This is a genomic window from Streptomyces sp. NPDC055140 (assembly GCF_053607285.1).
This window is the reverse complement of record NZ_JBSGTG010000002.1, coordinates 416,073-436,456: the sequence shown is the minus strand read 5'-3', so window position 1 is coordinate 436,456 and position 20,384 is coordinate 416,073. Positions and strand designations below refer to the sequence as shown.

Below are 20,384 nucleotides of genomic sequence, written 5' to 3'. Positions count from 1 at the left end.
GTGCGACTCCCCCCGAGCCTACGGGCAGGAGTAGGGTCGTCGGGGAAACCGGAGGTGAGGGGGACACCATGGGTGAACCGGCGGAAGAGACGGCGGCCGGCGCGGTCCGCGTCACGGCGATCGCCAGTCTGACCCCGCTGGAGGAGCTGGACGCCGACCCCTTCCTCGTGGACTCGCGCAGCCAGCACGCGATGTGCGCCCGCTGGGCCGCCGACCGGGGCTACGTCGTGACCAGAGAACTCCTCGTCCACTCACTGCGCTCCGACCACGACGTGCTGTGGACGGACGTCGACGCGGGCCTCGTCGACCTGTTCGTCGCCCCGAGCGACCGGGTCCTGCGGGCCGCGCTGCGCTCCGTCGAGGAGTTCACGGCCGAGTGCGAGCGCCGCGGCGTCCGCCTGGAGACCGCGGGTCTCGCGGAGCCGTCGTACGACGCGGAGATGAAGAAGCGCGTCCACCGCCGCATGTCGATGCCGACGGCCGGTTACGACGGCTGCTGAGCCGGCACCCCGCGCGTCCCGCGCCGGGCACTTGTGTTCGCAGTCAGGGGAAAACCCGGACGTATCGCGCTCATATGACACGCTTGGCCCGGGGTCGACCAGACAGCGAGAGGGTGAGCGAGGCGTGGGCGAGGGGCGGTGGCGGCGGTTCGCCGGCACGTGGTGGCGGTCGATCGCCGTGTGGGCGGTCAGCACCGTCACGATGCTCGTGCTCGCCGGGATCCTGCCGGACTTCCAGCTCCAGTCGGACAACGGCGACAGCGCCACCCGCATCGCCGTCACCGCCGCGCTCGGCGCGGGCGCCTTCGGGATCCTGTCCGCGCTGGTGTGGCCGCTCCTCGTACGCGCCCTGCTCCTGGTGCCCGCGCTCGTCCTCGGCCTCGTCGTCTTCTTCCTCAACGGCGGCCTGCTGATCTTCGCCCTGGCCCTCGTCCCCGACGGCCGGGGCGAGGCCAACCCCGAGACCGCCGTCGTCGTCGCCGCCGTGATGTCCGCGGTCGCGTCCGCCACCGGGGGAGCCCTCGCCGTACGCGACGACGACGCCTACCGCCGCCGCCTGTACCGCCTCGCCGACCGGCGCCGCCGCAGAGGGAGCGCCGGAGCGGGACCGTCCACCCACGGCACGGTCTTCCTCCAGCTCGACGGCGTCGGCCACGACGTCCTGCGCGACGCCGTGGACCGGGGCGTGATGCCCACCGTCGGAGCCTGGCTCGGCGCCGGCACCCATCGCCTCACCCCCTGGCGCACCGACTGGTCCAGCCAGACGGGCGCCAGCCAGCTCGGCATCCTGCACGGCAGCAACTACGACGTGCCCGCGTTCCGCTGGTACGAGAAGGACACCCGCGAGATCCAGGTCTCCAACCGGCCCACCAGCGCCGCCGAACTCCAGCGCCGCGCCATCCAGCACACCGGCGACGGCGGCCTCCTCACGCTGGACGGCGCCAGCCGCGGCAACCTCTTCAGCGGTGGCGCCGAACAGGTCGCCCTCGTGCTGTCGGTCGCGGCCCGCCGCGGCAAGGAGAACCGCTCGCGGGCCGGCTACTTCGCTTACTTCAGCGACCCGGCGAACGCCGTGCGCACCGCCCTGTCCTTCGTCGCCGAGGCCGGTCGCGAGATCGGCCAGTCCACCCGGGCCCGCCTGACCCGGCAGAGCCCCCGCGTCGGCCGCGGCGGGCTCTACCCGTTCATCCGCGCGTTCGCGACCGTCGTGGAGCGGGACGTCGTCGTCGCCGCGGTCGTCGGCGACATGCTCGCGGGCCGCAGCGCGGTCTACGCCGACCTCGTCGCGTACGACGAGGTCGCCCACCACTCCGGGCCCGTCAGCCGCGACGCGGAGAAGGTCCTCGCGCGTCTCGACCGCTCCCTCGCGCTGATCGCGAAGGTCGCGGAGCACGCCCCGCGTCCGTACCGGATCGTCGTCCTGTCCGATCACGGGCAGAGCCCCGGTGAGACGTTCCGCGCCCGCTACGGTCTCGGCCTCCAGGACCTCGTCCGGGCGGGCTGTGGCCTGCCCGTGCCGCGCCGTGCCCGGCGCACGCACAGCGGCGCCGAGGCCCGCGCCGCCGTCAGGGCCGCGCTGCGCAGGCCCGTCGAGGAGGGCGGCGAGAAGCACCGCCCGGCGTCGCGCCGCTCCGAGCCGATCGTGCTCGCCTCCGGAAACCTCGGCCTGGTCTCCTTCCCGGACGTGCCGCACCGCATGAGCAAGGAGGACATCGACGCCCGCCACCCGGCGCTCCTGCCCACCCTCGCCAACCACCCCGGCATCGGCTTCCTGCTGGTGCGCAGCGAGGAGCACGGCGCCGTCGTCCTCGGCGCGCGCGGCGCCGAGATCCCCCTGGCCGACCTCGACGAGCGCCCGGGCCCCCTGGCCGACTTCGGCGCGCACGCCGCCGACGCGGTCCGCCGCACCGACTCCTTCCCGCACACCGCCGACATCATGGTGAACTCCTGGTACGACCCGGCCGAGGGCGAAGTGCTCGCCTTCGAGGAGCAGATCGGCTCCCACGGAGGCCTCGGCGGCGCCCAGGGACACCCGTTCCTGCTGGCCCCGAAGGTCTTCTCGCCGCCCGTCGCCGAGGGCGCCGAACTGGTGGGCGCCCAGCAGGTCCACCACGTGCTCCGCCGCTGGCTGCGCGAGGGCAGCGGACCTCAGGTCCCGGTGGACGAATCCCGGCACGAGCCCGCCCCCGACACATCATTTACGGCCGCGACGGTCCCTCCGCAGGACAAATCCGCCTGATTTTGAACGATGTGTGCCGGGGGCCGACCATGGAACGTCGCCCGGCGATCCCGGTCGGCGCCCGCACGAGAGAGGCGCACCACCCCATGCCCCACACCGGAACCGTGACGAAGCCGGCTCCGGCCCCGCAGCACGAAGAGCACCCCGGCAAGCACGCCCGCCGCTTCGGGCTCCCCATCGCCACCGCCCTCGTGATGGGCAACATCATCGGCGGCGGCATCTTCCTGCTCCCGGCCTCCGTCGCCCCCTTCGGCACCATCAGCCTCGTCGCCTTCGGTGTCCTCACCGTCGGGGCCATCGCGCTAGCGCTCGTCTTCGGCCGCCTCGCCCGCCGCCATCCCCAGACCGGCGGACCGTACGTCTACGCGCGCGAGGCGTTCGGGGACTTCGCCGGGTTCCTGGCGTCCTGGTCGTACTGGATCACCACCTGGGTGTCGAACGCGGCCCTCGCCGTGGCCGCCGTCGGCTACCTCGACGTGCTCCTGCCCATCCACGGCTCCCGGTTCTGGACCATCGCCGCCGCGCTCACCGTCCAGTGGCTGCCCGCCCTCGCCAACCTCGCGGGCACCCGCTACGTCGGCGCGGTACAGCTCGTGTCGACGGTCCTGAAGTTCGCGCCGCTGCTCCTCGTCGCCGTCGGCGGCCTGTTCTTCTTCCACGCCGACAACCTCGGACCGTTCCGGGCGAGCGGCGACTCCTCGCTCGGCGCCGTCTCCGCGTCCGCCGCGATCCTCCTCTTCAGCTACCTCGGCGTCGAGTCCGCCTCGGTCAGCGCCGGCGAGGTCCGCGACCCCGAGCGCAACGTGGGCCGCGCCACCGTCCTCGGCACGGGCCTCGCCGCCCTCCTCTACCTGCTGTGCACGGTCGCCGTCTTCGGGACCGTCGCCCACGACCGGCTCGTCGACTCCAGCGCTCCCCTCACCGACGCCGTCAACGCCATGTTCGGCGGCACCTGGGGCGGCACCGCCGTAGCGATCGCCGCGATCGTCTCCATGCTCGGCGCCCTGAACGGCTGGACGCTCCTGAGCGCCCAGACCCCGTACGCCGCCGCCAAGGACGGCCTGTTCCCCGCGGTGTTCACCAAGAAGAAGCGCGGCACCCCGACCGTAGGCGTCCTCGTCGCCGTCACCCTCGCCTCGCTCCTGACGGTCTACAACTACACGGCGGGCTCGGCCGGGGTCTTCGAGACCCTCGTCCTTGTCACCACGTTCACCGCGACCGTCCCCTACCTCCTCGCGACCGCCGCCCAGATCTACTTCCTGCTGTCCGGGCAGGGCCACCGCGTCAGCGGCCCGCGCCTGGCCCGCGACATGGTGCTCGCCCTCGCCGCGTTCGGCTTCTCCCTGTGGCTGGTCGGCGGCGCCGGATACGCGGCCGTCTACCAGGGGGTCCTGTTCCTCTTCGTCGGGGTCCTCGTCTACGCGTGGATGGCGGCCCGCAAGAAGCGCATCACCGCGGACGTCACCGACTGATCCGTGCCCCGTGCGCATTCCGGCCATAAGCGGTCCGGGTGTGGTCGGATGGTGCCCAACGCCCCAACCGGCACCCGACTGAAGGGAATCACCGTGGCTACCACGCGCTCCGCGCACACCGTGTGGGAAGGCGATCTGCTCAAGGGGAGCGGCGTCGTCACCTTCGACTCGTCCGGCATCGGCCAGCAGGCCGTGTCCTGGGCCTCCCGCGCCGAGCAGGCCAACGGCAAGACCAGTCCGGAGGAGCTGATCGCCGCCGCGCACTCCAGCTGCTTCTCGATGGCCCTGTCCAACGGTCTGACGACCGGCGGCAACCCGCCCACCAAGCTCGTCACGTCCGCGGACGTCACGTTCCAGCCGGGTGAGGGCATCACCGGCATTCACCTCACGGTGGAGGGCTCGGTGCCCGGGCTCGACGAGGCCGGATTCGCCGCGGCGGCCGAGGACGCCAAGAAGAACTGCCCGGTGAGCCAGGCCCTCACCGGTACCACGATCACCCTCACGGCAAAGCTCGTCTGACGGCGCACACGCAGCCTTCACGTGCCGCGGTCCCGCAGAGACGGGCCCGCGGCACTGCTGTCACGACGCGTCGGCGGTCACCATGCGTCGGCGGTCTCGACGCGTCGGCGGTCCCCATGCGTCGTGTGTCAGAGCGCGCCGCGCTTCTCCCGCAGCAGCTCCACCGTGCGCTCCGCGGACGCCGCGTGCGCCGCGATGTGGTCGAGCACCTCCAGATGGGTGCCCACCTCGGCCCGGCCGTCCAGATAGAGCGCGCCCGTGACGTACTCGCTGAAGACCATGTCCGGCAGCTCGCGCACCGGGAACCGGAAGAGCGTGAACGGGCCGAACGTCCCCGGGTGCGGGCCCGCTGCGAACTCGGCGATCTGGAGCGTCACTTGAGGCAGTTCGGCCGCCTCGATGAGCCGGTCGAGCTGGTTGCGCAGCACCTTGGGGCCGCCCGGCGGCCGGCGCAGCACCGTCTCGTCCATCACGACCCACAGGTGAGGCGCGTCCTCACGGGTCAGCAGCTCCTGCCGGGCCATCCGCAGCGTCACATGGCGTTCGAGGTCGCCGGGCCGCGTGCGGCCGACGGTGCCCGCGTCCAGGACGGCCCGCGCGTACTCCTCCGTCTGCAGCAGCCCCGGCACGAAGTGCGGCTCGTACGATCTGATGAGCCCGGCCGCGCTCTCCAGGCTCACGTACAGGCTGAACCAGTCGGGCAGGATGTCGTGGAACCGCTGCCACCAGCCCGGCAGATTCGCCTCCTCGGCGAGCCCGACGAACGCCTCGGCCTCCTGCTCCGGCACCCCGTACAGCTCCAGGAGCATCTGTACGTACGGGATCTTGAGGGCGACCTCCGCGGTCTCCATGCGGCGTATCGTCGCGCCGGTGACGCGCAGCGCGCGGGCGGCCTCGTCGCGGTTGAGCCCGGCCGACTCCCGCAGTTCCCGCAGGCGTCTGCCCAGAACCACCTGACCCACGGTCGGCGCGGGCCGACGTTCACTCACGTCACGTCTCCCCACGTGCCGGGCGGCGAGCGGATTCGGGAGCCGGTGCGCTCCCAGCCGCGGCACTGCGCGCACTGAACATGTGCGCGAGCCGCGTGAACGGTACCAGTGCGATGAGTGGCCTGCCCACTACCGCGTGGGTTCCGCCACGAGGTCCCCGACTACGGCGCGAGCGACCGCAGATACTTCACCGTCGCCGGGTCGGCGGGCAGGAACGTCTCGATCGCCAGCTCGGCCACCGTCACGTCCATCGGGGTGTTGAACGTCGAGATCGACGACACGAACGACAGGACCTGCCCGTCGTGCTCGATCACCATCGGCAGCGCGAAGTAAGGCACCGCCTCGCCGCCCTCCCCACCGTCCCCGTCCCCGTCCTCGTCCCCGTCCCTGTCCGCCACCGGATACGCCTTGACCTCGTCGTACACCGCGCGCAGCGCCTCCGAGCGGTCCAGCGCGATCTGCCGCTCCATCTGCGCCAGGAGATGCCCCCGCCACTCGCGCAGGTTCCGGATCCGTGGCGCGAGGCCCTCCGGGTGCAGGGTGAGCCGCATCGCGTTGAGCGGCGGGGTCAGCAGCGACTCGGGAATCCCCTCCATCAGCATCGCGATGCCCCGATTGGCGGCGACCACCGTGTATGTCGCGTCGACGACCAGCGCCGGGTACGGCTCGTAGCCGTGCAGGAGCCGGTCCAGGCCCTCCCGCAGCGCCCCCATCGACGGGTCGTCGAGCGGGGTCTCCGCGAACCGCGGCGCGTAACCCGCCGCGAGCAGCAGCGCGTTGCGCTCCCGCACCGGCACGTCCAGGTGCTCCGCGAGCCGCAGGACGAGCTCCTCGCTCGGCCGCGACCTGCCCGTCTCCACGAAGCTGAGATGCCGGGCGGAAGAGTCCGCGCGCAGGGCGAGCTCCAGCTGGCTCACCCGCCGCCGTTCCCGCCACTCCCGCAGCAGAGGACCGATTCCGGACTGGCGAGCACGCGTGGCAGTCGACATGCCACGACCGTAGTCGAGGGGCGCGCGGCACCACCCCTGTGGGACGCTGGGACTCTTCGCACATCACAGGGAAAGGACCTGGTCATGTCCGTGGAGCCGCTGTCCCAGAAGGAGATCGAGGACCGTCTCGCCGAGCTGCCCGGATGGAGCGTGGCCGATGACAGACTCACCCGCACCTACCGCCTGGCCAACCACTTCGCGGCCACGGCCCTCGTCGTGCACATCGCGCAGATCCAGGACGAGCTCGACCACCACTCCGACCTGACCCTCGGCTACAACACGGTCGACTTCTCCGTGAACACCCACAGCGTGGGCGGCGCCCTCACCCGCCTCGACTTCGGCCTCGCCCACCGCGTCCAGGAGATCGCCCCCACCCACGGCGCGAGCTGACCGCCGGTGCTGGACTACGACAAGGAAGCCGCGGTCTACGACGCGACGCGCGGCGGCATACCCCGCGCCCGGTCCGCCGCCGAGGCTGTGCTCGGCCTCGTGCCGCCCACCGCCCGCACCCTCCTCGACCTGGCCTGCGGCACCGGGCTCGTCACCATGCGGCTCACCCGGCCGGGCCTGCGCGCCGTCGGTATCGATCTCGCCCCCGGCATGCTGCGGGCCGCGGCGCCCCGCCTCGACGGCGCCGCCGTCCGCGGCGACAGCCGCCAACTCCCTTTCCGCAGCGCCTCCGTGGACGTCGTGACCGGGATCTGGCTGCTGCATCTGCTGCCCGACGCGCGCCCCGTCATAGCCGAGGCCGCCCGCGTCCTGCGGCCCGGCGGCGTCCTGGTGACCACCGTCGACAAGGCCGCCGCCCACGACGTGGGCAGCGACATCGACGCCCTCGTGGCCCCCTACCGCGGCCGCCTCCCCTCCGACGCGGCCGCACGGGTCGCCGCCCACGCCGCAGGCCACGGACTGCGGCCGAGCGGCGAGGCTCGCTTCCCCGGACACGGCCAGGGCCGCACCCCGAGGCGCCTCGCCGACGACGTACGCCGCGGCAGGGTCTACGCGGCCGGGGGCGCCGGGCTCGCCGATCGTCTCGCCGCGCTCCCCGGCCCCGAAATTCCGCGCGCGGAACCGCAGTTCACCGTGCACGCCTTCATACGGCCCGCCTGACCAGGCGCACCTGACGTGGCATCAGTGGGCCGCGTCGAGCCGAGCCCGCTGATCCGCCGTCAGTTCCAGGTCGACCGCCGCCAGGCTCTCGTCGAGCTGGGCCACCGATGACGCGCCCACCAGAGGGATCACCGGAACCTCGCCGCCGATGAGCCAGGACAGGATCACCTGGTTCACCGTGGCGCAGGCCTCCTTCGCCACGTCGCGCAGCGCGGCCAGCCGCGCCGGCGTGCCAGGATGGTCGTACTCGGCGCCCAGCGGCTTGTCGTCCCGCACATACGCGCCCGCGAGCAGCGGCGAGTACGCCACGAGCGCGAGCCTCTCGCCCTCGGCCCTTACATAGCTGAGGAGTTGGCCGTCGACCAGGCCCTGGCTGCCGTCCGGCGACAGATCCGCCGGCAGGTCGGTGCGCGGCCGCAGATAGCTGTGCCGGTACTGCAGCACCTCGTAACCCGGCAGCCCCGCCCGCTCGGCGATCCCCCGCGCCCGCTCCACCTTCCACGCCCAGTGGTTGCTGACCCCGAGCAGTCCGACGCTGCCCTCGGCGACCAGACCCGCGAACGCCTCGACGGTTTCCCGGAGTTCGACCTTCGGGTCCTCGATGTGCGCGTACAGCAGGTCGAGCCGCTCCATCCCGAGCCGCTCCTTGCTGCCCTCCACGGCCCGCCGGATCGCCCCGGCGGACAGGCCCTCCGGGTTGTCGACGTACCCCGTGCCGGGAGTCAGCGGGCTCGCTCCGAGCTTCGTCGCGACGACGATCTCGTCACCGACGCCCCGGCTGCGCCGCCACCGGCCGAGCACGCCCTCGCTCTCCCCGCCCCGGCTGCCGGTGTGCCAGAACGCGTAGTTGTCCGACGTGTCGACGAACGTGCCGCCCGCCGCCACGTACCGGTCGAGGATCGCGTACGACGTCTCCTCGTCGGTCAGCGTGCCGAACAACATCGCGCCGAGACTCAGCACGCTCACCTCGCGGCGGGTGGCCGGATCGGCACCGATCGTACGGAACTTCATGACGGGTCCTTCCCGTGGCCGGCGCGGATGCCGGGCCACGGGAGGGAGTCTCGGCGTTGAAGCGCACACGAAGTCAAGGCGCGACGCAGGACCGGCGCGACGCAGGACCGGTTCAGGCGCGACGGGTGAACGCCATCGTCCAGTTCGACAGCCACGTGTCCCCGCCGTCCGCCGAGAAGAACTGCTCCCAGTGCGCCGTCGTCGCCGAGATCCCCGACCAGACGAACCGCACCCGGACGTCCTTGCCGTCATGGGTGTCGTCGCCCTCGAAGACGCCCCGCCCGGCCCCGTCGAAACGGCCGATGACCGGCGGGAACAGGACGCCCGTGCGGCTGGACGACCAGTTCAGCGACCAGGTACCGGCCGCGTGGTCGAAGAGCCGCAGTGTGAGTCCCTTGAAGCCCTGGGCGGGACAGTCCATCTCGTCGATGTTCGCCGCGCCGTCGAACAGGCTCCAGCAGCGGTTCGTCGCGGCGAACTCCTCCCAGCCGCTGTCCGCGTCGAGGAAGTCCGTGCGCCTGCGGTGGGCGACGTCCCAGTCGCCGAAGAAGAAGTCGAAGTCCTGAGCGGTGCTCATCAGCGGTCTCCCGTGGTGCCGTCGGTGAGTGAATCGGCCAGATATCCGTCGAGGTCGGGGGCGCCCGGGGCCAGCATGTGCCGTACCCACGCGTCGCGTTCGTGCAGCACCGGCGGCAGCTCCCACACACAGCCGATCCACGGCAGGTCGAGGATCACGAACCGCGTCGGATCGCTGTCGGGGCAGCCGATCACCGGCTGCCCCGCCGCCGCACCCCGGAAGTGCAGGACGTTGTCCCACACCCAGCTGTACGCGTTGACGTACGCCCCGTCGTCACCGCCGCGGTGCAGCACGACGAACGTCGCCGGCGGCGTCCCGTCCGGCTCCGGAAGCAGCTCCGGCAGCATGGCGTACGCCGCCTTCTCCACATCCGGCGCGATCCCCGCCGGATCCGCGCTCACGTGATAGCGCTTGACGCGCCGGCCAGCCACCTCGACGGGCGGCAGCGACCACAGCAGTTTCTCCTCGAAAGCCATGGCTGGAAGCTAAGGCCACTTCACTGACATCCTGTGTCAGTGAAGTCCAGCCGACTGGTGTCCATCCTGCTGCTGCTCCAGACCCGCGGCAGAATGACCGCCGCCCAGCTCGCCGCCGCACTCGAAGTCTCCGTACGCACCGTGTACCGCGACATCGACGCCCTGCACGCGGCGGGCGTACCGCTCTACGGCGACGCCGGGCACGCCGGCGGATACCGGCTCATCGACGGCTACCGCACCCGGCTCACCGGCCTCACCACCGACGAGGCCGAAGCCCTCTTCCTCGCCGGAGCACCAGGACCCGCCGCCGAACTCGGCCTCGGCCCCGTGCTCGCCGCCGCCCAGCTCAAGGTCCGCGCCGCGCTCCCCGCCGAACTGCGCGCCCACTCCGAACGCATCAGCGCGCGCTTCCACCTCGACGCCCCCGGCTGGTACGCCGACGAGGACGACGTCCCCCACCTCCCGGCCGTCGCCACCGCCGTCTGGAACAGCCGCGTCCTGCACGTGCGCTACCGGCGCTGGCGCGCACCCACCGACGTCGACCGCCGCCTCGAACCCTACGGACTCGTACTCAAGGCGGGCCGCTGGTACGTGATCGCCGCCGCCGGAACGGAAGGCGCTCGCGCCTACCGCGTCGACCAGATCCTTCAACTCCACCTCGGGGAGGAGCAGTTCGAGCCACCCGCGGACTTCGATCTCGCCGCGTACTGGCGCGCCTACCAGGACGACTTCCACGGCCGCCTGCACAGTGGCGACGCCGTCGTACGCCTGGCCCCGGGCGCCGCCGACCGGCTGCCGGGCCCCGTGCCGCGCGAAGCGGCCCACGCCACCGCCCGCCCGGAACCCGACGGCTGGACCAGAGCGGTCGTCCCCATCGAGTCGGTCGACCACGCCCACGACGAGTTCCTCCGCCTCGGCGCCGACATCGAGGTCCTGGAACCCGCCGACCTGCGCCACCGCATCCAGGACACCGTCAAAGCCCTCGCCGGCCTCTACGGCCGCCCCTGATGCCAGGCCTCACACACGTGTGCCCCGCCTCCGGACGGAGACGGGGCACACGAAGCCGTACGTGTGAAGCGGTCAGGCCACGTCGAACGTCGCCGGGTCGGGGCCCAGGCGGCGGTCCTCGTTCAGCGCGCTGATCGCCGCGATGTCCTCGATGTCCAGCTCGAAGTTGAACACGTCGATGTTCTCCACGATCCGCGACGGCGTCACGGACTTGGGGATCACGACGTTGCCGAGCTGGACGTGCCAGCGCAGCACGATCTGAGCCGGCGTGCGCCCGTGCTTCTGGGCGATGGCGACGATCGCCGGGACCTCGAGAAGGCCCTTGCCCTGACCCAGCGGTGACCAGGCCTCGGTGGCGATGCCCTGCTCCGCGTGGAACTCGCGCGCGGCGCGCTGCTGGAGGTGCGGGTGCAGCTCGATCTGGTTGACCGCCGGGATGATCGACGTCTCGCCGAGGAGGCGCTCCAGGTGCTCCGGATGGAAGTTGGAGACACCGATGGCCTTGGCGCGGCCGTCCGCGTAGATCTTCTCGAAGGCCTTGAACGTGTCGACGTAGCTGTCCTTCGAGGGCAGCGGCCAGTGGATCAGATACAGATCGAGGTAGTCGAGGCCCAGCTTGTCGAGGGAGGCGTCGAAGGCGCGCAGCGTCGCGTCGTAGCCCTGGTCGGCGTTCCACAGCTTCGTGGTGACGAAGAGCTTCTCGCGGGCGATGCCGGAGGCGGCGACGGCCTTGCCGGTGCCTTCCTCGTTGCCGTAGATCGCGGCGGTGTCGATGCTGCGGTACCCGGCCTCCAGGGCCGTCGCGACAGCCTTCTCGGCCTCGGCGTCCGGCACCTGCCAGACGCCGAAACCGAGCTGGGGCATCTCGACGCCGTTGTTCAGGATGATCGGGGGGACCTTGCTCACGAGCTCTCGATCCTTCGCGTTGTCGGTTGGTACTCCCATCGTCAACGATCACGGCCCAGGACGCATTCCCGTTCACGACGTGTTCACAGGGGGTGCCCCGGGCCCCGCTCACCCGGCGGAACCGAGATAGGCGTCCCGCACGGCCGGGTCGGCACGAACAGCCGCCGGGGTGCCCTCGGCCAGCACGGTCCCGAGGTCGAGAACGACTATGCGGGAACAGAGGTCCATGACGAAGGCGACGTTGTGTTCGACGAGGAGCACGGCGCAGCCCTGTTGGTCTGACAGGTGACGGATGACAGATTTCAGCTGACAGATTTCATCATCTGTCATTCCCGACGCAGGCTCGTCGAGCAGCACCACCCGCGCCCCCTCCACCCCCGCCCGGGCCAGTTCCACCATGCGTGCCTGGCCCACGGGCAGCGCCCCCGCGTACTCCCCGGCGAGCGCGTCGAGGCCGCACGCGCGCAGCATCGACGAAGCCCGCTCACGCCGCTGTCGCTCGTACGTCCGTCTGGTCGGCGCTGCCAGCAGGTCGGCGGCGAGCCCGCCCCCGCCGCCCCGCCACTCCTGTGCCACCAGCAGGTTGTCCGCGACCGTGAGCTGGCCGAAGAGCTGCTGGCGCTGGAACGTGCGGCGCATCCCGTGGCGGGCCCGCCAAACGGGGGAGCGGCGCGTGATGTCCTCGCCGTCCAGGAGGACGCGGCCCTCGTCGGGGCGCCGGATCCCGGAGACGACGTCGAAGAACGTGGTCTTGCCCGCGCCGTTCGGGCCGATGAGGCCGCACACCTCGCCGGCGCGCAGGGTCACGCCGACCCCGTCGAGCGCGCGGATCCCGCCGAACCGGACGCGGACCCCGGCCGCTTCGAGCACGGGTCCCCCAGCGGTCCCGCTCATGGCCGCACCGCCCCTTCCTCTTCCGCGTCCTGTGCCGTGCCCGGTCCGCTCGCGGCGAGCCCCAGGTAGGCCTCGGTGAGCCGGTCGGCCCGCACCTCGGCGCGCGGGCCGCACCACGAGACGCGGCCCCGGTCGAGATACGCGACGGTGTCGGCGACGCCGAGGATCTCGGTGGCCTTCTCCTCGACGAGGAGCAACCCCGTCCCGGCGTCACGGAGTTCGGTGAGCAGCCGGAACACGTCCTCGACGATGCGCGGCGCGAGACCGAGGGACGGCTCGTCGGCGATGAGGACCCGGGGCGGCTCCTGGAGGAGCGGGGCGAGGGCGAGCAGTTGCTGTTCACCGCCGGAGAGTGCGCCCGCGGTGACATGGCGGCGGGCGGCGAGCCCGGCGAAGCGCTCGTACACGGCCTCGCGGGCGTTCTTGTCCGGGAGGTGCAGGGTGAGGTTCTCCTCGATGGTGAGGGCGGGGAAGATGCCGCGCCCTTCGGGGGCGAGGAGTACGCCGGCCCGCGCCCGGCGGACGGGGCCCTCGCGTGTGACGTCCCGCCCGGCGACGTACACCTGCCCCCGCAGGGGTGTGAGGAGTCCGGCGGCGGTACGACACGTCGTGGACTTCCCGGCGCCGTTGGGGCCGAGGAGGGCGACGATCTCGCCGGGGTGGACGGCGATGCCGACCCCGTGCAGGACGGGCGCGCCGTCGTATCCGGCGTGCAGGCCGCGCAGTTCGAGTACCGGCGGGGCGCCGCTGTCGGTCGGAGGGGCCGGTGCCCGGCTCGTTGCTTCGACGACAGGTACTTCCGCCCCCGGCTTCGTACTCCTGCGCCTGTGCCGTCGTACGGAGATCGCCGCGCAGTACCCGTCCGGGTCGTTGGCGAGTGCGAGGCCCGCCAGGCCGAACAGGACGACCGGCAGATGGACGGAGTCCGTGACGTAGTCCGCGACGAGGTGCGGCACGATCGCGTAGACGAGGCCCGCGACGACCGCGAACTGCGGGCGCCGTACACCTGCCGCGACGACCACCGCGAGCCAGATCAGGCCCGTCATCGCGGTGAAGTCGGTAGCGGTGATGCGGGTGTTGTACGACGCGTACATCACGCCCCCGAAGCCCGCGAGGCCGGCCGAGAGGGTGAAGAGGAGGAGTTTGGTGCGGATCACGGAGACGCCGGAGGCCATCGCGGCGGCGGGCGCCGAGCGTACGGCGAGCATCGCGCGGCCCGAGGGGGAGTTGCGCAGTGCGCCGAGGGCGGCCACGGCGGCCGCGCACAGGACGACCATCGCGACGCCCATCGCCCGGTCGTCGCTCAGGTCGACGGGCCCGAAGACGGGGCGCGGGATCTCCCAGCCGGTATCGCCGTTCCTCAACCAGCCCATCTGGAAGAGGACTTGGTCGGCGAGGAAGGCGAGGGCGAGCGTGGCGAGGGCGAGGGTACGGCCGCCGAGGCGCAGCGCGGGCAGCGCCACGAGCGCCCCGAGGACGGCCGCGACACAGGTGCCCACCAGCGCCGCCGCGATGAACGGCCAGCCGTGGCTCATCAGGAGCCCTGCCACGAGCGCCGCGCCGGTGACGAAGGTGGCCTGCGCGAGGGACACCATCGCGCCGAGTCCCGTCACGACGGTGAAGGAGACGAAGACGAGCGAGAGGGCGAGGCCCTGGGCGAGGATGCCGCTCCAGAACGGGGTTGTCACCGTGTAGAAGGCGGCAGCGAGCAGCAGGGCGGCCACCGCCCACGGCCCCCACTTCCGTGCCCAGGGGCGGCCCGCGAGGTAGTCGACGGGTGGGGCGTCGGCGGCGGCCGTCCCCGCCGTGCGCTGCCGCCGGGTGAGCAGCAGCAGTCCGGCGAAGAGGATCAGGAACGGGACGGCGGTGCGGAACCCCGTGATGCGTTCGGCGAAGGAGGAGTAGCCGGCGACGAGGTTCTGCAGGACGCCGAGGCCGAGTCCGCCCGCGAAGGCGAGGGGTACGGAGGCGAAGCGCCCGAGGACCGCGGCGGTCGCCGACACGAACAGGAACAGGGTGAAGTCGTGCGCGGACAGGCCGAGCAGCGGGGTCGCGAGGACGCCGGCGAGGCCCGCGAGCCCGGACGACAGCATCCACGCCACGGTGGAGAGCCGGTCGGCGCTCATGCCGCGCAGTTCGACGAGTGAGCGGTTGTCGACGGCGGCCCGCAGGCGCAGACCGAGGGTGGTGTGGCGCATCAGAATCCACAGGCCGAGCGCGACGGCGGCGGTCGCCACCCATGTGATCAGCTGGTCGGAGTCGATGCCGACGCCGTCCATCAGCTGCCAGTTCTCGGCCGGGCTGGGGCCGACGCCCGGCAGCCCGAACTGGTTCTCGGCGGGCTTCACGGACACTCCCGCGCCGTCGAGCAGTTCCACCACCCACAGGCCGAGCGCGGGCAGCGCGACGAGGAGGCCGATGGTCGCGACGATCTGCGCGGTCTCGCCGACGCGCGCCAGCTTGCGGAACATCAGCCGGTCAAGTCCCCAGCCCAGCAAGGGAGATGCGACACAGACGAGGAGGAGCGCGGTCGGCACGGCGGGCCAGCCGAGACCGGAGTGCAGTTCGTAGAAGGCGAGCGCGCACAGGTAAGCGGTGGCGCCATGGGCGAAGTTGAAGAGGCCGGAGGCCGAGTAGGACAGGACGAGGCCGGTGGCGAGGAGCGCGTACAGCGCACCCGACACGAGCCCGCTCAGCACGAAGGCCAGCAGGTCGGACATGCGGGGCGCCCCCTACTTGAACGGGATGGGCTCGTAGCACTTGAAGGGTGACGAGACGTGGTACGCCCCGTTCTTGAGCTGGACGAGGGCGCCGCAGCCGAACGACTCCTTCTGCCCCTTGGGCAGGGCGCGGTCGCCGACCATGGTGCCGGTGTCGGAGAACCCGTTCGCGGCCTTCTGGAAGGAGGCGACGGTGAGGTTCCGGCCGGCCTTCTGCGCGATGGAGAGGAACAGGTCGGCGGACATGTAGCCGGTCATCATGTGCATGTTGAGCGGCACGTCCTTCCCGCCCGACGCCTTCTTGATGTCCGCCTTGAACTGCTTCATCGCCGCCGAGCGCGTCTCGAAGGGCTCGAAGGTCAGCAGGATGTGCACCCCGTCGAGCGCCTCCTTGGTCGCGCTCTTGGCGAGCAGCCCCGGGTCGTAGTCGGTCGGGTCGGTGAGGACGCCGCGGTACCCGGAGCGCTTGGCGGCGGTGAACAGGCCGATGTTGTACGGGGTCTGCATGACGGAGACGACGATGTCGGGCGCCTTGCCGCCGTCGCTGCGCAGGATCTCCTTGGTGTACGCCGACCAGTCGCTCGGCACCGAGGTCGCGGGCACTGACGACTTGGCGAAGGTGACCTTGTATCCGGCGGACGCGAAGCTCTGCTTGTAGGTGCGGATGGCGAAGGTGCCCGCGTCGTTGTCGTTGGCGAGGATGGCGACGGTCTTCCCCTTCGCGCCGTGCGTGACCTGCTTGAGGCCCTCGGGCCAGGTCTGCGAGATGGTGCCGCCGGGCATCGGGACCATGCAGCCGCCGAAGCCGTAGATGTAGGTGGGTCCGCAGAAGGACGGGACCGTGCCCCAGCCGAACGTGGGGACCTTCTGCTTCTGGAGGAAGTCGGCGCCGGAGAAGGTGACCGAACTCATCGGCGAGATCGCGAACACCTTGTCCTGCTGGACGAGTTTGCGGGCCGCGGCGAGGTTCTTGGCCGGGTCCTGGCCGTCGTCCTCCGCGCCCAGGTAGTCGATCTTCCTGCCGTTGATCCCGCCCTCGGCGTTGGCGCGGGCGAAGCGGGCCCTCGCGCCGAGGTCGGTGTCCTTCTTGCTGTAGCCGCTGGCGGTCGTCATCGAGACGATGCCGCCGACCTTGATGGCTTCATCCGTCACTCCGCGTACCGAACTCCCCTTGCTGTCAGGGGAGTTGCCGGTTGCCGCGGAGTTGCAGGCGGTGGCGAGCAGCAGTGCCGCCACAGTGGCGGTGATGGCGCGGACAGTTCGCGACACGATGGGCCCCCTCCGTCGGGTGAGGGTGATTCTGTGTGCGACCTGATGAACCGTCAATAACTGACGCATCGGTAATTGATGAACCGTCAGAAACGGTTCGCGGCCGGGTCAGGGCCTTGTGGCGGGGTTACCGTCGGGAACGTACCGGCGCGCGATCAGCCCCGGTACAGCGCCTCGACCTCCTCCGCGTACGCCGTCTCGATCGCCTTCCGCTTCAGCTTCAGGGACGGCGTGAGCAGCCCGTGCTCCTCGGTGAACTGGTAGGCCAGTATCCGGAACGTACGGATCGACTCGGCCTGCGAGACCAGGGTGTTGGCCGCCACGACGGCCCTGCGCACCTCGGTCTCCAGGTCCGGGTCATGGACCAGCTGGGCGGGCTTCAGCGGCGGCTTGCCCCGCATGTTCAGCCAGTGCTCGACGGCCTCGGCCTCCAGCGTGACGAGCGCGGCGATGTACGGGCGGTCGTTGCCGACGACGATGCACTGGGCGACCAGCGGATGGTCGCGCACCCGCTCCTCCAGCTGCTGCGGCGAGACGCTCTTGCCGCCGGAGGTCACGAGGATCTCCTTCTTGCGGCCGGTGATCGTCAGGTAGCCGTCGTCGTCGAGCGCGCCGAGGTCGCCGGTGGCCAGCCAGCCGTCGTGCAGGGTGGCGTCGGTGGCCTTCGGGTCGTTGAGGTATCCCTGGAACACGTTGCTGCCGTACAGCCAGACCTCGCCGTCGTCGGCGATATGGACCGTCGTACCGGGGATGGCCTGGCCGACCGTGCCGTAGCGGGTCTGCTCCGGCGGGTTCGCGGTCGCCGCCGCCGTGGACTCGGTGAGTCCGTAGCCCTCGTAGATCGTGACGCCGGCGCCCGCGAAGAACAGGCCCAGGCGGCGGTCCATCCCCGAGCCGCCCGACATCGCGTGCCGCACGCGGCCGCCCATCGCCTCGCGGACCTTGGAGTAGACGAGCTTGTCGAAGATCGAGTGCTGCATGCGCAGCGACGCGGACGGTCCGGGGCCGGTGCCGAACGCCTTGGCCTCCTGCGCGTCCGCGTACTTGACGGCGCACTCGACGGCCTTGTCGAACGGCCCCGACTTGCCGTCCTTCTCGGCCTTGCGGCGGGCCGCGTTGAAGACCTTCTCGAAGATGTACGGCACGGCGAGGATGAACGTCGGGCGGAACGACTGCAGGTCGGGCAGCAGGGCCGCCGCATTGAGCTGCGGCTGGTGGCCGAGCTTCACGCCGCCGCGGATCGTGGCGATCTGCACCATGCGCCCGAAGACGTGCGCGAGCGGCAGGAACAGCAGGGTCGAGGCCTCGTCGCCGCGCTTGGAGTGGAACACCGGCTCCCAGCGGCTCACCATCGTGTCCGACTCGAACATGAAGTTCGCGTGGCTGATGACGCAGCCCTTGGGGCGGCCCGTGGTGCCCGAGGTGTAGATGATGGTGGCGACGGAGTCGGGGGTGACGGCGCGCCGGTGGCGGTGCACCACCTCGTCGTCGATGTGGGCGCCGGACTCGATGAGACGGGGCACGGGATCGGCGTCCAGCTGCCACATCCGGCTGAGCGTGGGCAGCCGGTCGATGACGGTGGCGATCGTCATCGCGTGGTCCTCGTGCTCCACCATCGCGGCCGACACCTGCGCGTCGTGCAGGGACCAGAAGACCTGCTCGGCGGAGGCCGTCGGGTAGATCGGCACGACCTGGGCGCCGATCGTCCACAGCGCGAAGTCGAAGAGGGTCCACTCGTAGCGGGTCCTCGACATGATCGCGACGCGGTCGCCGAAGCGGACGCCCTGCGCGAGCAGCCCCTTGGCGAGCCCGAGCACTTCGTCACGGAATTCGGCGGCGGTCACGTCGCACCAGCGGCCCGCATCGTCCTTGCGGCCGAGCGCGACGCGCAGCGGATCCTCTAGGGCATGGTCGAACACGGCGTCGGCCAGGCCGCCCACCGGCGGCGCCGACGCCAGAGGGGGGTTGGTGAACTCGCGCAATGTTGCTCCTTGTGGCGCTCCGCACAGCGCCGGTGACGGTACCCCACCGCGCGCCCCGGCGGGAGGGGTCCATATGGGCCGGAGCGCGCGGAATATGCACTGGTCAGCCGGTGAAATACGGCCACAAGGGGAAGGGCGGGACAGAATTCTTACGGTTCAGTAAGTTTCGGTGGCGTAATCTCCACGGAATCTGTACGGGGCGCTTACCGGGGGTCCGCTGCGGGGTTTTTGGGCGGACTGGTCGCTTCCGATTTCGCCGCGGTCGCCGGGGACGGTCCACGACCGTCCCCGGCGGCGGTCGCTCCCCGTGGACGGTGAGCGGCTCGCGGCGCCCTCACCAGGGCAAGGACCAGCACCCCCGCGACGAGCGCCGCACAGCCCGCGACCAGGGACGCCGTGTTCAGCCCCGACGCGAAGGCCACCCGCAGCTCGTGCTCCGGGACCACCCCGTCCAGGGCCCGCGCCCCGCCGCCCGCGAGCGTGTGCGCGGCGCCGTGCGACAGGGAGGAGACGAACCCGGTCCGACGCCGGCCAGGACGAGGCCGGGCACGAGCGCCGTCCACGGTCGCGGCGCTCGGCGCGCCTCTCCGGTCCAGCGGGGACCTCGTCCGCGTCACCCCCGACGACGCGGCGCTGACCGCCGTACTCAAACGCGACGGCCGCGCCGGATACCCCGAACTCCAGCGCGGCACGGGCCGCTCGGAGTCGTCCGTGAAGCGCCGCCTCGATCAGCTCATCGCCTCGGGCTCCCTCTACATCGACAGGTCGAGCAGCTGACGTACCAGCCGCCCGTTCGCCGGCGCCCCTGCTAACGGTTGCGGTGCAGCCGGTCGCCCCCGTCGAGGATCGCCTGGGCCAGCGCCTGCGCCGCCTCGCCCTGCGCGCGGCCGTGCCGCGGCCCGTGCAGCAGCACGAAGTCCACCTCGCCCAGCTCCGGCAGCCCCGCCCGTTCCGGTACGCGGACCAGGCCGGGCGGGATCAGGCCGCGCGAGTGCGCCATCACGCCGAGGCCCGCCCTGGCCGCCGCGATCAGGCCGTTGAGGCTGCCGCTGGTGCAGGCCACGCGCCAGGCGCGGCCGTGCCGCTCCAGGGCTTCGAGGGCCAGGGCCCGCGAGATGCCCGGCGGCGGGTACACGATGAGCGGCACCGGGCGGTCCGGGTCCAGGCGCAGCCGCTCCGCGCCGATCCAGACCAGCCGGTCGTGCCACACGGACTCGCCGCGCGGGTCCTCCGGCCGCCGCTTGGCGAGGACCAGGTCGAGCTTGCCCGCGTCGAGCTGCTCGTGCAGCGTCCCGGACAGTTCGACCGTCAGCTCCAGGTCCACCTCGGGGTGGTCGTGCCGGAACGCCTCCAGGATCTCGGTGAGCCGGGTCAGGACGAAGTCCTCCGACGCCCCGAAGCGCAGCCGCCCGCGCAGCCGCGTGCCCGTGAAGAACGCCGAAGCCTGCTCGTGCACCTCCAGGATCCGGCGCGCGAAGCCGAGCATCGCCTCGCCGTCCTCCGTGAGCTCCACGGTGTGCGTGTCCCGCGTGAACAGGGTCCGCCCCGTGGCGTCCTCCAGGCGCCGCACATGCTGGCTGACGGTGGACTGGCGCAGGCCGAGGCGGCGGGCGGCCTGCGTGAAGCTCAGCGTCTGGGCCACCGCGAGGAACGTACGCAGCTGCGAGGGGTCGTACATGTCCTCGACCCTACTCGCGCCTATCGCGGAACGTGATGACAGTCA

Annotated in this window: 19 protein-coding genes; 8 read left to right on the top strand and 11 right to left on the bottom strand. The window is 71.7% G+C overall.

What is annotated here, in order from left to right; translation table 11 throughout:
• Positions 1-68: 68 nt before the first annotated feature.
• The 4 genes from ACWFR4_RS05770 (at position 69) to ACWFR4_RS05755 (ending at position 4,730) form a co-directional block, all read left to right on the top strand.
• Entirely contained in the window at positions 69-500 is a 432-nt protein-coding gene (locus ACWFR4_RS05770) for a hypothetical protein (RefSeq protein WP_453466371.1), read from the top strand.
• Positions 501-624: 124 nt separating this feature from the next.
• On the top strand, positions 625-2,739 hold the full coding sequence (locus ACWFR4_RS05765; RefSeq protein ID WP_453651034.1) for a phage holin family protein: 2,115 nt from the start codon (positions 625-627) through the stop codon (positions 2,737-2,739).
• 86 nt (positions 2,740-2,825) lie between these two features.
• Positions 2,826-4,211 (top strand): amino acid permease, encoded by a 1,386-nt coding sequence (locus ACWFR4_RS05760; protein ID WP_453651411.1) that lies wholly within the window; start codon positions 2,826-2,828, stop codon positions 4,209-4,211.
• 93 nt (positions 4,212-4,304) lie between these two features.
• Positions 4,305-4,730 carry an OsmC family peroxiredoxin gene (locus ACWFR4_RS05755; RefSeq protein ID WP_453466375.1) on the top strand — a complete coding sequence of 142 codons (426 nt, stop codon included), beginning with the start codon at positions 4,305-4,307 and terminating at the stop codon, positions 4,728-4,730.
• Between the two features lie 128 nt (positions 4,731-4,858).
• Here ACWFR4_RS05755 and ACWFR4_RS05750 read toward each other — a convergent pair whose 3' ends face one another.
• A complete protein-coding gene (locus ACWFR4_RS05750; RefSeq protein WP_453651032.1) occupies positions 4,859-5,719 on the bottom strand; it encodes a helix-turn-helix domain-containing protein in 861 nt (286 codons plus the stop codon).
• A 161-nt stretch (positions 5,720-5,880) separates the two neighbouring features.
• Positions 5,881-6,708, bottom strand: coding sequence for a helix-turn-helix domain-containing protein (locus tag ACWFR4_RS05745; protein ID WP_453651030.1), 828 nt, complete (start codon positions 6,706-6,708; stop codon positions 5,881-5,883).
• Between the two features lie 84 nt (positions 6,709-6,792).
• On the opposite strand from ACWFR4_RS05745, the gene ACWFR4_RS05740 reads away from it, so the two are divergent.
• Positions 6,793-7,098: a 4a-hydroxytetrahydrobiopterin dehydratase gene (locus ACWFR4_RS05740; protein ID WP_453466380.1), complete on the top strand. Its 306-nt coding sequence runs from the start codon at positions 6,793-6,795 to the stop codon at positions 7,096-7,098.
• Positions 7,099-7,104: 6 nt separating this feature from the next.
• Positions 7,105-7,818, top strand: coding sequence for a class I SAM-dependent methyltransferase (locus tag ACWFR4_RS05735; protein ID WP_453651028.1), 714 nt, complete (start codon positions 7,105-7,107; stop codon positions 7,816-7,818).
• A gap of 21 nt (positions 7,819-7,839) precedes the next feature.
• Here the strand turns inward: ACWFR4_RS05735 and ACWFR4_RS05730 are convergent, their stop codons facing one another.
• The 3 genes from ACWFR4_RS05730 to ACWFR4_RS05720 form a co-directional block, all read right to left on the bottom strand.
• Positions 7,840-8,829: an aldo/keto reductase gene (locus ACWFR4_RS05730; RefSeq protein ID WP_453651026.1), complete on the bottom strand. Its 990-nt coding sequence runs from the start codon at positions 8,827-8,829 to the stop codon at positions 7,840-7,842.
• A 112-nt stretch (positions 8,830-8,941) separates the two neighbouring features.
• On the bottom strand, positions 8,942-9,406 hold the full coding sequence (locus ACWFR4_RS05725; protein WP_453651024.1) for a hypothetical protein: 465 nt from the start codon (positions 9,404-9,406) through the stop codon (positions 8,942-8,944).
• Positions 9,406-9,882: a hypothetical protein gene (locus ACWFR4_RS05720; protein ID WP_453651022.1), complete on the bottom strand. Its 477-nt coding sequence runs from the start codon at positions 9,880-9,882 to the stop codon at positions 9,406-9,408. Before ACWFR4_RS05720 ends, ACWFR4_RS05725 begins: the two co-directional genes overlap by 1 nt.
• A gap of 39 nt (positions 9,883-9,921) precedes the next feature.
• Between ACWFR4_RS05720 and ACWFR4_RS05715 the strand changes: the two genes are divergently transcribed.
• Entirely contained in the window at positions 9,922-10,890 is a 969-nt protein-coding gene (locus ACWFR4_RS05715; RefSeq protein WP_453651020.1) for a helix-turn-helix transcriptional regulator, read from the top strand.
• Between the two features lie 72 nt (positions 10,891-10,962).
• On the opposite strand, the gene ACWFR4_RS05710 is transcribed toward ACWFR4_RS05715, so the two are convergent.
• The 5 genes from ACWFR4_RS05710 to ACWFR4_RS05690 form a co-directional block, all read right to left on the bottom strand.
• Positions 10,963-11,835, bottom strand: a complete 873-nt coding sequence (locus tag ACWFR4_RS05710; RefSeq protein WP_453468300.1) for an aldo/keto reductase — start codon at positions 11,833-11,835, stop codon at positions 10,963-10,965.
• Between the two features lie 69 nt (positions 11,836-11,904).
• Positions 11,905-12,690, bottom strand: a complete 786-nt coding sequence (locus tag ACWFR4_RS05705; protein ID WP_453651018.1) for an ABC transporter ATP-binding protein — start codon at positions 12,688-12,690, stop codon at positions 11,905-11,907.
• A complete protein-coding gene (locus ACWFR4_RS05700) occupies positions 12,687-15,410 on the bottom strand; it encodes an ABC transporter permease subunit (protein ID WP_453651016.1) in 2,724 nt (907 codons plus the stop codon). The genes ACWFR4_RS05705 and ACWFR4_RS05700 overlap by 4 nt, the downstream gene beginning before the upstream one ends.
• A 12-nt stretch (positions 15,411-15,422) precedes the next feature.
• Positions 15,423-16,679, bottom strand: coding sequence for an ABC transporter substrate-binding protein (locus ACWFR4_RS05695; protein ID WP_453468297.1), 1,257 nt, complete (start codon positions 16,677-16,679; stop codon positions 15,423-15,425).
• Between the two features lie 155 nt (positions 16,680-16,834).
• Positions 16,835-18,661, bottom strand: coding sequence for an AMP-dependent synthetase/ligase (locus ACWFR4_RS05690; protein WP_453468296.1), 1,827 nt, complete (start codon positions 18,659-18,661; stop codon positions 16,835-16,837).
• Positions 18,662-19,057: 396 nt separating this feature from the next.
• Here ACWFR4_RS05690 and ACWFR4_RS05685 point away from each other — a divergent pair, with 396 nt between their 5' ends.
• A complete protein-coding gene (locus ACWFR4_RS05685; protein ID WP_453651014.1) occupies positions 19,058-19,438 on the top strand; it encodes a hypothetical protein in 381 nt (126 codons plus the stop codon).
• A 31-nt stretch (positions 19,439-19,469) separates the two neighbouring features.
• Here ACWFR4_RS05685 and ACWFR4_RS05680 read toward each other — a convergent pair whose 3' ends face one another.
• Positions 19,470-20,339, bottom strand: a complete 870-nt coding sequence (locus tag ACWFR4_RS05680; RefSeq protein ID WP_116507873.1) for a LysR substrate-binding domain-containing protein — start codon at positions 20,337-20,339, stop codon at positions 19,470-19,472.
• Between the last annotated feature and the right edge of the window lie 45 nt (positions 20,340-20,384).